At 66.3% G+C, this 12,790-nt stretch carries 10 protein-coding genes; 6 read left to right on the plus strand and 4 right to left on the minus strand.

Annotated features, from left to right (window positions below):
- Together fmdA and OHB26_RS19520 are read right to left on the minus strand one after the other, a co-directional pair.
- On the minus strand, nt 1-1,254 hold the full coding sequence (fmdA, locus tag OHB26_RS19515; protein ID WP_330178712.1) for a formamidase: 1,254 nt from the start codon (nt 1,252-1,254) through the stop codon (nt 1-3).
- 18 nt (nt 1,255-1,272) lie between these two features.
- Entirely contained in the window at nt 1,273-1,557 is a 285-nt protein-coding gene (locus OHB26_RS19520) for an FmdB family zinc ribbon protein (protein WP_330178713.1), read from the minus strand.
- Between the two features lie 226 nt (nt 1,558-1,783).
- On the opposite strand from OHB26_RS19520, the gene OHB26_RS19525 reads away from it, so the two are divergent.
- Nucleotides 1,784-3,472, plus strand: coding sequence for a purine-cytosine permease family protein (locus OHB26_RS19525; protein WP_330178714.1), 1,689 nt, complete (start codon nt 1,784-1,786; stop codon nt 3,470-3,472).
- 14 nt (nt 3,473-3,486) lie between these two features.
- On the opposite strand, the gene OHB26_RS19530 is transcribed toward OHB26_RS19525, so the two are convergent.
- A complete protein-coding gene (locus OHB26_RS19530; protein WP_330178715.1) occupies nt 3,487-4,566 on the minus strand; it encodes a substrate-binding domain-containing protein in 1,080 nt (359 codons plus the stop codon).
- A 63-nt stretch (nt 4,567-4,629) separates the two neighbouring features.
- Between OHB26_RS19530 and OHB26_RS19535 the strand changes: the two genes are divergently transcribed.
- From OHB26_RS19535 to OHB26_RS19550, 4 genes are all read left to right on the plus strand, one after another.
- On the plus strand, nt 4,630-5,070 hold the full coding sequence (locus OHB26_RS19535) for a MarR family winged helix-turn-helix transcriptional regulator (RefSeq protein ID WP_330178716.1): 441 nt from the start codon (nt 4,630-4,632) through the stop codon (nt 5,068-5,070).
- 122 nt (nt 5,071-5,192) lie between these two features.
- A complete protein-coding gene (locus tag OHB26_RS19540) occupies nt 5,193-5,882 on the plus strand; it encodes a VC0807 family protein (protein ID WP_330178717.1) in 690 nt (229 codons plus the stop codon).
- Between the two features lie 115 nt (nt 5,883-5,997).
- Nucleotides 5,998-6,486: a VOC family protein gene (locus OHB26_RS19545; protein ID WP_330178718.1), complete on the plus strand. Its 489-nt coding sequence runs from the start codon at nt 5,998-6,000 to the stop codon at nt 6,484-6,486.
- Nucleotides 6,483-7,940 (plus strand): FAD-binding protein, encoded by a 1,458-nt coding sequence (locus OHB26_RS19550; protein ID WP_330178719.1) that lies wholly within the window; start codon nt 6,483-6,485, stop codon nt 7,938-7,940. Before OHB26_RS19545 ends, OHB26_RS19550 begins: the two co-directional genes overlap by 4 nt.
- On the opposite strand, the gene OHB26_RS19555 is transcribed toward OHB26_RS19550, so the two are convergent.
- On the minus strand, nt 7,916-10,513 hold the full coding sequence (locus OHB26_RS19555; RefSeq protein ID WP_330178720.1) for a DUF4132 domain-containing protein: 2,598 nt from the start codon (nt 10,511-10,513) through the stop codon (nt 7,916-7,918). The genes OHB26_RS19550 and OHB26_RS19555 overlap by 25 nt on opposite strands.
- Nucleotides 10,514-10,672: 159 nt before the next feature.
- On the opposite strand from OHB26_RS19555, the gene OHB26_RS19560 reads away from it, so the two are divergent.
- Nucleotides 10,673-12,790: a prolyl oligopeptidase family serine peptidase gene (locus tag OHB26_RS19560; protein ID WP_330178721.1), complete on the plus strand. Its 2,118-nt coding sequence runs from the start codon at nt 10,673-10,675 to the stop codon at nt 12,788-12,790.

The raw sequence follows: 12,790 nt of genomic DNA on the forward strand, positions 1-12,790 counted from the left end.
TCAGCGGGTCGCGCGGGGTGCGCCCATACCCGGATCGATGCGGGCCGGGCCGGATGCGGTGGGGGCGATGGGGAAATCGAAGATGGCGGTCGGGATGTAGACGGTGGCACAGGAATTGGGGATGTCGACCACGCCGGAGAAGCGGCCTTCGATGGGGGCCGCGCCGAGCAGCAGGTACGCCTGTTCGGGGCTGTAGCCGAATTTGGTGAGGTAGTCGATGGCGTGCAGGCAGGCGCGTTCGAAGGAGAGCTGGGAGTCCAGGTAGCGCTGCTCGCCCGCCAGGGTGACCGAGGTGCCCGAGAAGGCCAGGTACTCGGTGTAATTGGGGCCCTCGTTACCCGGCATGAAGATGGCGTTCTCGCTGACGCCGTAGAGCTCCATACCGTTCTTGATCAGATCCACGCGCAGATCGATGAAGCCGCCCATCTCGATGGCGCCGCAGAAGGTGATCTCACCGTCGCCCTGGGAGAAGTGCAGATCGCCCACCGAGAGCTTGGCGCCGTCCACGAAGACCGGGTAGAAGACGCGGCTGCCGCGGGTCAGGTTCTTGATGTCCTGGTTGCCGCCGTTCTCGCGCGGGGGTGCGGTGCGCGCGGCTTCGCCTGCGGCACGGTCGAATTCGCTGCCGGAGAGGGATCCGAGAATGGCATCGCGGGGCTCGGGCGGCAGCGCCAGCGGGGGTACACGCAGTGGATCGGTGGCGATCAGCGCGCCCTCGCGGGCATTCCATTTGGACAGCAGTGCCGCCGACGGCGCGGTGCCCATCAGCCCGGGATGCATGATGCCGGTGAACTTCACCCCGGGCACATGCCGGGAGGTGGCGGTGTGACCGCTGAAATCCCAGATGGCCTTGTACGCGTCCGGGAAGTGCTCGGTGAGGAAGCCGCCGCCATTGTCGGTCGGGAAGATGCCGGTGTACCCCCAGCCCTGACCGGCGAGCGGACCCGAATCCTCCTGTGGGATGGGGCCGATATCGAGAATGTCCACGATCAGCAGATCGCCGGGTTGCGCGCCCTCGACCGCGAACGGGCCCGACAGGCAGTGCACGGTGCTCAGCGGCGCGTTCAGCACATCCTCGGCGGAGTCGTCATTGTGGATCGCGCCGTCGAACCATTCGCGCACATGCACCCGGAACTCATCGCCGGGCTTGACCGTCACCGGCGCCGGGATGTCCGGATGCCAGCGGTTGTGGCCAACGAACTGCTGCTCGGTGAACTTCTTGCGGGAATCCAGGGGGAACAACAACTCGGGCATGACAGCCCTCCTTCGGTATCAGGGACGGGGAAGCTTGCGGTGCAGGGGATTCCGGGTGACGGGCGCGTTCGACCGTCCCGCCGGAGCGCCCACCACGGCGGGTTCGCTCGCGGTGCGTTTCGTGGCATCGATGAGCCGTGCGGCGGCCGATCCGGGGCGGACGAACGCGCCGCCGCCGACCCGCCGCCGACTACTGCCCGCGCATTGCGGGCAGCCCGTCGCATCGGGCACGGCCGCCATGGTGAAGCCGGCGTCGAAGCTGCCGCAGTCAGGACAGTGGAACTCGTAGAGGGGCAAGCTCACTCACCTCATTTAGTTTCAAACGAACCTATTCCGTACGGAGACGATACAAAGCCCCGCATGTCTCCGCAGCGAAACCGCGCGGTGAACTTCGTATTACGTCGAAAGATCCCGGTATCGCGCCGGTTAATTTTCATTCGGGTTATCGCCATACGAAAATATTGCACCTAGCGTCTTGTTTCGCCGCGACCCGCCAGCCCCAGTCACGGCGATTCAGCTAGGAGATCCGATGAGCACTACCGTCACCCGCTGGTCCCGGTTCCAGGACTGGGCGGCCAAGGACAATATCGAGGACTATTCACTGCGCTACGCGCCCAAGTCCTTTCGCAAGTGGAGCCCGATGGCGTGCTCCATCGCCGCTCTGGGCGGCATCGCCTACCTGGCCGACTACTCGATCGGCGCATCCATCGCGGTGACCCACGGCGCGGCCAGTGCGGTGGTCGCCATCCTGGTCGCCGCGGTCACCATCTTCCTGACCGGCATCCCCATCGCCTACTACGCCGCCAAATACAACCTGGATATGGATCTGCTCACCCGCGGAGCGGGTTTCGGCTACTTCGGCTCCACCCTGACCAGCCTCATCTACGCCAGCTTCTGCTTCATCTTCTTCGCGCTGGAGGGCGCGATCATGGCGCAGGCCATGAAACTGACCTTCCATCTACCGCTGCCACTGGGCTATCTGATCGGCTCACTGATCATCATTCCCCTTGTGCTGTACGGGATGTCGGCACTGGCGAAGTTCCAGGTGTGGACCCAGCCGCTCTGGCTGATCCTGTTCGCGGCACCGCTGGTCATGATCGCCATCAGCGATCCGGACGGCTTCACCGGCTTCCTGTCCTGGGCGGGCGACGACGGCAGCGAACGTATCAGCGCCATCGCGGTGGGAGCCGGTGCGGGCGTGGCACTCTCACTCATCGCGCAGATCGGTGAACAGGTCGACTACCTGCGCTTCATGCCGGAGAAGTCCGAGACGCCGCCGCTGCGCTGGTGGGCCGCCGTGCTCGCCGCCGGGCCCGGCTGGGTGATTCTCGGTGCGGCCAAACAGCTCTGTGGTGCGTTCCTGGCGTTCTACGTGGCCGGGCAGGTCGGCTTCGCCCGCGCTACCGAACCCATCGAAATGTTCCTGGGCAGTTACGGTTCCATGATTCACAATCACGCGGCCGCGCTCACCATCGCGACCGTCATGGTGCTGCTGTCGCAGATCAAGATCAATGTGACCAACGCGTATTCGGGCTCGCTGTCCTGGTCCAACTTCTTCAGCCGGGTACTGCATATCCACCCCGGCCGCGTGGTCTGGCTGGTGCTGCACATCGCCATCGCCCTCACGCTCATGCTCTCGAATATGTTCTCGGTGCTGAACACCATCCTCGGGTTCTACTCGAACGTGGCCATCGCCTGGGTGGGCGCGATCGTGGCGGATCTGGTGATCAACAAGGGGATTCTGAAGATCAGCCCGCCGTATATCGAGTTCAAGCGGGCGTACCTGTACCCGATCAATCCGGTCGGCTTCGGCTCCATGCTGGCCGGTTCGGCGGTCTCGATCGTGGCCTACTTCGGGGCGTTCGGTCCCTTCCTGCAAGCCTGGTCGCCGTATCTGGCACTCGCCATCTCGCTGGTGCTGACACCGGTGATCGCCCTGGCCACGGGCGGCAAATACTATCTGGCACGGCCGAATCCGCTGCGCGAGGAGATCGAGAAGGAGCCGCTCTGGGCGGGTCAGACGCTACTGGATATCGTCGATGGCAAGCGTTACGAACTCCCGGATATGGTGCACGACTGCCCCTTCCATGGTGGACCCATCTCCTCGCTCACCTGCACCCTCACCAGGAACTGTCATGAGCAGTGTCAATCCCCGAGCTACGCGGACACCACCGACGCCGCTCACCTCGGCCTGGCTCAGCCCACCACCGTGAGCTGAGTGGCGAACGCCCCTCAGCCCTCGAGTTCGGCGAGCACGCTGAACTCGAGGGCGTCGGCGTCGGCGAGGAAGACCGGCTGGGTGGTGTGCGCGCCGCGCACGCGCACCTCACCGCGCGGGCCGCCGTAACTGACCTGTGCCGCATGCCTTTCGATGAGATGTGGGTCCAGGCTGCGGGCCGTCTCGGCGAGCGAGGCGAACAAAAGCATGCCCTCGTAACAGGATTCGCCGATATTGTTCAGCGCCGGAGCGTAACTGCCGAAGCGGCGGACGTAGCGACTACCGAAGTCCATCCCCTCCGGCGTGATCACGCTCTCGAAATAGCCTGAGGCGGTGTGCAATCCACGCGTGCTGTCCGGACCGCCCGCGTACAGGACATCCTCGCCGATCATCATGGACAGCCGCAGCCGGCCGTCGTCCAGTCCGGCCCGCGCGAAGGCGCGATTGAAGGCAGCGCAGTCCGAGCCGACCATGAACAGCAGCACGCCTTGTGCGGGGGAGTGGCGAATCAGCTCCAGTGCCCGGCCGAAGCGGCGACTGCCCAGCGGCAGATAGGCTTCGCCGACAATATCGATATCGGTGGAGGCGGTGAATTCCCTTGTGGCACGCGCGGTCTCACGCGGCCACACATAGTCGTTGCCGATCACGCACCAGCGCCGGACGCCGAACTCCGCGCGCAGCCAGCGCAGCGCCGGAAACAGCTGCTGATCCGGCGTCTCACCGACCATATAGACCCCGTCGGAGTCCTCACCGCCCTCGTAGAAGGTGGTGTACACGTACGGAACTCGCCCCGCCGTACGCGGGGTGATGACCTTGCGGGCATTGGACAGATGCCACCCCACCACCCCGTCGACAGCGCCGCCATCCACCAATCGCCCGATCTGCTCGGCCAATTGCGACAGCGGCGCACCGGAATCGATGGCATGCAGGCGCACCGGGCGATCCAGAATGCCGCCCATGGCATTGATGTCCTCGACCGCGAGGGTGGCGCACGCCTCCGAGGAAGGCCCGAACATACCCGCGGGACCACTCAGTGGAATGACCAGCGCGATATCGACCGTGGCTCGGTTATCGCGAGAATTGAAGTGGCCCATGGAAATCTCCACCGTATATTTCCATTTGAATCTTTACCATACGGCGTTGTATATAGTGCTGTGGTGGACGATAGCACTGCCCCGGCCGCGCTGGCGGAGTTGGCCCGACTGGTGCGCCTGGCATCACAGGAATTGGATCGGGCCATCGCGGCCTGTATCGGCGAATCCTCGGTCGGCCGCTGGCATGTGCTGACCGCGGTCGCCGATGGCGAAGGCCGCTCCATGTCGCAGCTCGCCGAGGCCACCCTGCTCACCGGTGCCAGTCTGACCCGATTGATAGACGCCATGATCTCCGACAATCTGGTGCACCGCCGCGTCGACGATGCCGACCGCCGCCGGGTACTGGTCTTCCCGACCCGCCGCGGACTGGTGAGCTGTCAGGTCATGACCAAGGCCGTTCACGAGAGCGGCCTGGACCTGCTCGCCACCGGTGCGCCCCGCCTGCCCAAGGCGCTCACCGCGCTCGTCGACCACCTGCGCGCGGCCGAATCCGCGCACGTATGACGCCCCTGCGGCCATGACAACTGTCATGCCGGGGTCGTGATGGTTGGCAGATTCGATCGGGTCGCGATCTCCGTAGCGTTCTTCCCATAGCGCACAGCCGAAACAACAGGGGAGAGAACGCCATGACCGCCATCGACACCACCGAGGCCGCTCCGCAGGCGGCACCACGTCCGGGCATTCGCGGCATGCTCGCACCGGTCGCCCGCGATATCGCGATTCCGATGGCCGCGTACTTCGGACTGCACTCGATGGGCTACTCCGATTTCACCGCACTGCTGGGCGGTGCCGTGGCCTCGGCCGCGATCGTGCTGATTCCCGCCGTCCGCGCCCGCAAACTCGATCCCATCGCCGCCATCGTGCTCATCGGCTTCGTCATCGGCCTGATCGGCGCACTGATCAGCGGTGATCCGCGCATCATGATCGTGCGGGATTCGGTCGGCACCGCCGGCGTCGGCCTCGCCTTCCTGATCAGCGCCATTATCGGCAAACCGCTGACCTACGCGGCCATGCGCAAGGCCCTGGCCGGTGCCCCCGAACGCCTCGCCGAGATCGAAAACGCGTACCGGACCGATCCCGCCGTGCGCCGCACCCACCGGGGTATCGCAATGCTCTGGGGTGTGGGTCTTTCCGGCGAGGCCGTCCTCCGCGTCGTGCTCGCCTACCAGTTGCCGATCAGCACCATGGCGTGGTTGTCCAGCGTGCTCATGGTCGCCACCATCGGCTCGCTCATGGTGATCACCGCTCGCACGGTGAAGCGGATGCGTCAGGCCATGGCTCGATCCGCCGCCGCACAACACGTCGCCACCGCATAATTCGGCGCGGCGGACAAGGCCCGGTCCCACGGACCGGGCCTTCCGTTTTGCCCGGGTCGCCACCGCCGATTCGGGTTACGCTCGCGAGAAGCGGCACAGAGGAGCGAAGACGACAATGCTGTCGACAGGACCGATAACCCAGATCGCCTGGGTCGTCACGGATGTGGCGCGGAGCGAGGAATTTCTCGGGCGGATGCTCGGCGCGCAGGCTTGGACCCGCATGCCCGATGTGCACTTCGGACCCGAAACCTGCACCTATCGCGGCGCACCGGCGGACTTCACCGCGCACATCTCGCTCTCCTACAACGGTGACACCCAGTACGAGCTGATCCAGCCCGTCCGCGGCGCCTCCATCTACACCGAATTCCTCGAGCGCGGCGGCCCCGGACTGCATCACGTCTGCGTCGAGCCGCCGGACTTCGACGCCGCGTTGAAAGACGCTGCCGCGCAGGGCATCGACGTCGTACAGCAGGGCAACATGGGTGGGCAGATGCGCTTCGCCTACCTCGACGGCGCGGCGGCCGGGGTGCCGTATATCGAACTCGCCGAGGTCGGACCGAATATGCGAATGTTCTTCGAACAGATCAAGAAGGGGGCGCTGTGAGCACGAAGGTGCCGGAAGTCGTTGCGGTGGAGTCGGTTACCGAATGGTCCGGCGAATTCGAGGTGGTGGTGGCCGGATTCGGCATCGCGGGTGGCTGCGCGGCCGTGGAGGCGGCGTCGCGGGGCGCGCGAGTGCTGATCCTGGAGCGCGCCGCCGTGGCCGGCGGCACCACCGCGCTGGCGGGCGGGCACTTCTACCTCGGCGGCGGCACCGCGGTGCAGCAGGCGACCGGCCAAGAGGATTCGGCCGACGAGATGTACAAATACCTGCTGTCGGTGGCGCGCGATCCGGAGCCGGACAAGATCCGCGCGTACTGCGACGGCAGTATCGAACACTTCGACTGGCTGGAGGGGCTCGGATTCCAATTCGAGCGCAGCTACTATCCGGAGAAGGCGGTCATTCAGCCCGGTACCGAGGGGCTGATGTACACCGGCAATGAGAAGGTCTGGCCATATCGTGACGCGGCCGTACCCGCACCGCGCGGGCATAAGGTGCCGGTGCCCGGAGATACCCAGGGTGCGGCACTGATTATCGAACTGCTGGTCAAGCGGGCCGCCGCGCTCGGCGTCGAGGTCCGGTACGAGACCGGGGTGACCGATCTGGTCGCCGACGCCGACGGCGGAATTGTCGGTGTGCGCTGGCGCAGACCGGGCGAAACCGGTGCGGTGAAAGCGAATTCGGTGGTGCTCGCCACCGGCGGCTTCGTCATGAACACCGAAATGGTGGCCGAGCATGTGCCCTGGCTGGCCGAGAAGCCGTTCGTACTGGGCACCACCTATGACGACGGCACCGGGCTGCGGCTCGGTGCGGCGGCCGGCGGTGCGACCCGGAATATGAACCAGGCGTTCGTCACCGCGCCGGTATACCCGCCGTCGACCCTGCTGACCGGACTCATCGTGAACCAGCAGGGTGAGCGCTTCGTCGCCGAGGACTCCTATCACGCGCGGACCTCCGCTTTCGTGCTCGAACAGCCCGGCGCGGCAGCGTATTTGATCGTCGACTCCGAACATATGGAGCGGCCGATGTTCCCGCTCGCACCGTTCATCGACGGCTGGGAGACCGTGCGGGAGATGGCCGAGGCGCTCGGAATCCCTTATGCGGCACTGCAGGCCACCCTCGACCGGTACAACGAGCATGCCGCGCGCGGTGCGGATCCGGACTTCCACAAGTATCCGGACTGGCTGGCCCCGCAGGACACCGGCCCGTGGGCGGCCTTCGACCTGACCCTGGGCAAGGCGCTCTACGCGGGCTTCACCCTCGGCGGCCTGCGCACCTCCGTGGACGGAGAAGTCCTGCGCGACAACGGTTCACCCATCCCCGGCCTGTACGCGGCGGGTGCCACCGCATCGACCCTCGCCCAGGACGGCAAGGGCTATGCCAGTGGCACCCAGCTCGGTGCGGGCTCGTTCTTCGGCCGCCGCGCCGGAGCTCACGCCGCCAATCGCTCCAGCTGACGCAGTAGTTCGGAGGCGGTGAGGGCGTCGAGCTCGCCGAACCCATCGCCTCCGAAACGCACCCCGGTGATCACCTGTTCCTCGGCCTCATAGCTGTAGCCGCCGTGAATCCCGGGGGTCATGCTGACGGTCACCTCCCGGTTCACGCCGAAACTCCGCTGCAGCGAGGTGTAGCCCAGCTCCCAGCCGCGCTGCCGCAGACCGTAGAGCCTGCCGGTCGGCACCTTGCGATCGACGAAGCGCGGCAACACCTTCGAGGTCGCCTCCGCCGGGGTGAGCTGATACACCGCGCGCTCCAGCTGCTCGAACGGTTGCAGCAGTTCGTAATCGGCGAACACCTCCCGCCAGCGCTCCAGCTCCGCACCCAGGTGCACCGGATGCGCTATCCCGATCAGGGCGTCATCGGGTAGCTCGAGTCGCTCATCCTCGACATCGGCCAGGGTGCCGTCCTGATCGACCCGGAACGATCCGGTGACCGTGCCGTCGGCGGCGAAGGTCGCCCATACCAGCCGTCGCGCCAACTGACCGAGCACCGGATGATCGATGATCATGGCGCGATGTGCCGGAGTTCGCCAGCGCCGGCCATCCACCATGGCGGCCTCGAACCGGCGGAGCTGATCGGTGGTGACGGTCTTGAGCTCCTTCGCGAAATCACGATAGGACTGATAGGCGACCGGCGCGAGCTCGGGATCATCGGCCGCGGCGGGTTTGGGCATACCGCGCACCGGCTTACCTCCGACCGAAATACTCGGCCGCAGTTCATGATCCAGGCCGATCTCGATCTGCCGGGGACCGTAGTCCAGCCGCAGCGTGCTCTCCGCGGACAGGCCCAGATGCGGAACCACCCGATCGGCCAGCTCCTCCTCAGCCAGGCCGAGTCGCTCGGCGATCGCGGCCACCTGGGCCTCGGCCTCGGTGCGCAGGCTCGCGTACTTGGTCTTCCCGGCAATGGTGTGCAGATGCATGAGCGCGATCTCGCCGCCGATGGCCGCCAGCACCCGCAGGCCCGTCACCGCCCTGGCCTGCCCGGATTTGCCCGGCCAGGCATTGATGAACGGAACCAGGCGGCGCACGGTGTCGTCATTGCCGGTCAGGGTGAGCATGTGCAGCACCCAGCCGTTCTTGACCGCCGGATAGGCCGCCAGGTGCCAGGCATCGAAGACGGCCCAGGTGAATTCGGCCAGCGAGACCGGATCGACGGCGGCGATCACCTCGGCCACATCGGGGTGGTCGCCCTGCGCGCCGGAGGCCAGCAGCATCGAAATGAACCGCGCCGCATCCGCATCCGGAAGTGCGGAGCGCACCTCACGCAAGCGGAGCTGCGGTAGGAGCTCGGGCACCAGCCATTTCGGCAGCCTGGGGCCCTTCTTGGGTCGCTCGGCCGTGAGCACGGGCGGAAGTTGCGCGGGCTCGGCCGTCGGCAGCCGCTTGGCGTTCTCCAGCAGTGGAAGTGCCTCGGCCACAGCGCATTCGGTGACCAACGCCGAGTACGAGACCGCGTGCAGGCGCAGTGTCCGGATCACCAGGGGCGTCGCCGATTCGGCGGCCTGCCGGGACAGCAGCCGCATGGCCCGGCGCGGATATCTGGCCGAGGCCCTGTCCAAGGCGGCGGCCACATGTTTGTTCTCGATCCGATCCAGCAGCGCCTGATAGGCCGCATCGGTCGGAACATGAGCGAGCATCTCCGCCAGCACCTTGATGTCATCGGTCCAGTTATTGCCCGAGGCCCACTCGAACTGCTGCACGATCATCGGCACCACGGCCGGTCCGACCTGCGCCAGCATGCTGTATTTCTGCGCGTCCGGGCTGTACAGCGGCGGCCCCGAGACCTTCAGCAGGCGCTGGAACTGCTCCTCGGTCGTCAGGCACGAGGCGAGCATGGTCCGTGCCCGGCTGCGTGGTCCCCGCCCCTCGGCCGCCAGATCCGCCTCCAGCCAATCCTGTTGGTCGGGAAGCAGATACGTGCAGGCCAGCCGAGCCCACACCGTGCCCGGCTCGTCGCGCAGTTCCGAAAGGCGCCGCACCACAGCCCGATACTGCTCCTCCGATATGCCGGTGAGGTGCTCGCGCAGTCGCTGCGCCATGATGTCGAAGCTGATGAGGTTGGGGTCGTCGGGCTCGGCGTATCCCAGTTCGTCCAGCCAGACGCCCTGGATCGTCCTGTGGCTCTCCACTACGACGCGCCGGCGCCGCACCACGACCTCGGCGGCGAAGTCCGGTCCGTGCAGTTGAATCCAACTGTCCAGGAACAGATCCCGCATCTTCGCCCGTGTCTGCTGGTCACCACGGGATTGCTCGTAATCGGCCAGCGCCCAGATGACCGCCGCGGCGATCGGGGGCACCGGTGTCTCCGGCGCCCGGAGATATGCCCACGCGGCCGCGACGGTCTCATCGCCCAGCGGGGCCGACTTCAGCCTCTCCCATGTCCTCGGGCGGAACCGGGCAAGCAGATTCGCCAGCTCCGCCGTCGCATCAGACGTGATCTCCCGCGCCTTCGCCGCGTTCCGCCCCCGGAACGGTTCCGCCTTCGCCCACCACTCCGCCGGGACCTGCCAGGCGTCCTCACTCGTCATACTCGGCGATCATGCCGGGTCGCACCGACAGATTCGATTCCGCCGCGGACCCGCATCCCGACGGCTCGGTTTCGTCCGTGAATGTGTCGCCGGGGCGGGGTAATCTGCGCGTCGAGGCTTCGCCCGGGGCGAAGGCATGATCATGAAACGGGGGTGTTCATGGCTCGTGTGGGAACCGGATTCGGCTGGCGCGCCACGATAGTCGCGGTGGTCGCCATGGTCGTCACCGGATGTGGCGGGTCCGGCTCGTCTGGTGATCAATTCCAGTGGCTCGAGGAGTTGGACAGTCCCCGCGTGCAGTCCTGGGTCGCCGCGGAGAACGCCAAAACGCTGGGGGTGCTGGAGCAGGATCCGCACTACGCGGACAACCTCGCACAGGCCACCACGCTGGCCAACGCACCGGACAGATTGCCCGCACCGGAGTTCCGCGACGGGATGATCGGCAACTTCTGGCAGGACGGCGAGCATAAGCGCGGTATCTGGCGGGAGACCACCGTCGCCGATTACGAAGCACCGCAACCACGGTGGAAGACGGTCCTGGATCTCGACGCGCTGGCCGCCGCGGAGGGCCGGAACTGGGTGTGGGAGGGCATGAACTGCGCCCCGAACCGCGGCACCCGCTGTCTGGTGAATCTCTCCGAGGGCGGCGAGGACGCGCTGACCGTACGCGAATTCGACCGTGGCACCGGGCAATTCGTACCGGGTGGCTTCACCCTCGAACGCGGGAAGCAGTACGTCGCCTGGGCGGACGATGACACGCTGCTGGTCTCGCGGGAATGGCAACCGGGGGAGAAGACAGCCTCCGGGTATCCGTACATCGTCAAGACCTGGCATCGCGGTGCACCCCTGGAACAGGCTGCCGAGGTGCTGCGCGGCGATCCGTCCGACGGCCTCGGCACCGCGCCGATCGTGCTGGACGGTGGTAATGGCCATCGGGTGAGCATGGTGGTGCGCCGCCCCTCCTTCTTCGAAGCCCAGTTCAACCTGATCGTGAGCGGACAGCCGGTGCGGCTGGCGCTGCCGCCGAAATCCGAACTCGAGGGCATGGTCGGCAATCGGGTGCTGGTCGCGCCGCGCGACGATTGGACCGTCGGCGGTACCACCTTCCGATCCGGTTCGCTCATCTCCCTCGACGCCGATGAGCTGGCCCGGCATCCGGATGCGCCACGCCCCACCGTGTTGTACACCCCCGGTCCGCAGGAGGCGTTCCAATCGGTCATGACCACGCGCGGGCATGCCGTGGTGACCTCGCTGTACGACGTGAAGGGGCGCGCGACGGTCTATACCCCGCAGCCCGACGGCACCTGGACCGGTGCGCCGGTGCCGCTGCCGGACAATGCCTCCGTCTACGCGGTGGACGCGGATTCGCATGGTGAGACCGCGTACCTGTCGGTCACCGCACTGCTCACACCCTCCACCCTGTGGAGCCTCGATGTCGCGGACGGGCGGCTGGTGGCGGTGAAATCCGCACCGGCACGGTTCGATTCGTCGCGATTCGTGGTGGAGCAGTTGAAGGCCGACTCGGCGGACGGCACCAAGGTGCCGTACTTCATCGTGCACGCGGCCGATATGAAGTACGACGGCAGCACCCCGACCATCGTGTACGCGTACGGCGGATTCGGGACCTCCTCCACACCCGGATACAACGGGCTGCTGGGCAAGTCGTGGCTGGAGCAGGGCGGCGCGTATGTCATCGCCAATATTCGCGGTGGCGGCGAGTACGGTCCGGCCTGGCACGAGGCCGCGCTGAAAACCAAGCGGCAGAAGGCTTTCGACGATTTCACCGCGGTGGCCGCCGATCTCATCGCACGCGATATCAGCACACCGCGGCATCTGGGCATACAGGGCGGTTCCAATGGCGGGCTGCTCATGGGCGTGGAGTTCACCCAGCATCCGGAGCTGTGGAACGCGGTGGATATCCAAGTGCCGCTGCTGGATATGGAGCGATACGAGAAGATAGCGGCGGGCGCGTCCTGGGTGGGTGAGTACGGCTCCATGTCGGTGCCCGATGAACGCGACTTCCTCGAATCCATCTCGCCCTACGCGCGTTTGAGGTCGGGCGTGAAGTATCCGGAGCCGTTCGTGTGGACGACCACCAAGGATGATCGGGTCGGGCCACAGCACGCGCGCAAATTCGCCGCTCGACTATCCGCGCTCGATGACCCGTACTTCTTCTACGAGGCCCCCCAGGGCGGGCACGGCGCCGGGGCCGATAACGACGAGAAGGCGCACACCAACGCGCTCGAGTACACCTACTTCATGCGCCAGCTCATGTAA

Source organism: Nocardia sp. NBC_01503, assembly GCF_036327755.1.
In the GTDB taxonomy this organism is placed as follows: domain Bacteria; phylum Actinomycetota; class Actinomycetes; order Mycobacteriales; family Mycobacteriaceae; genus Nocardia.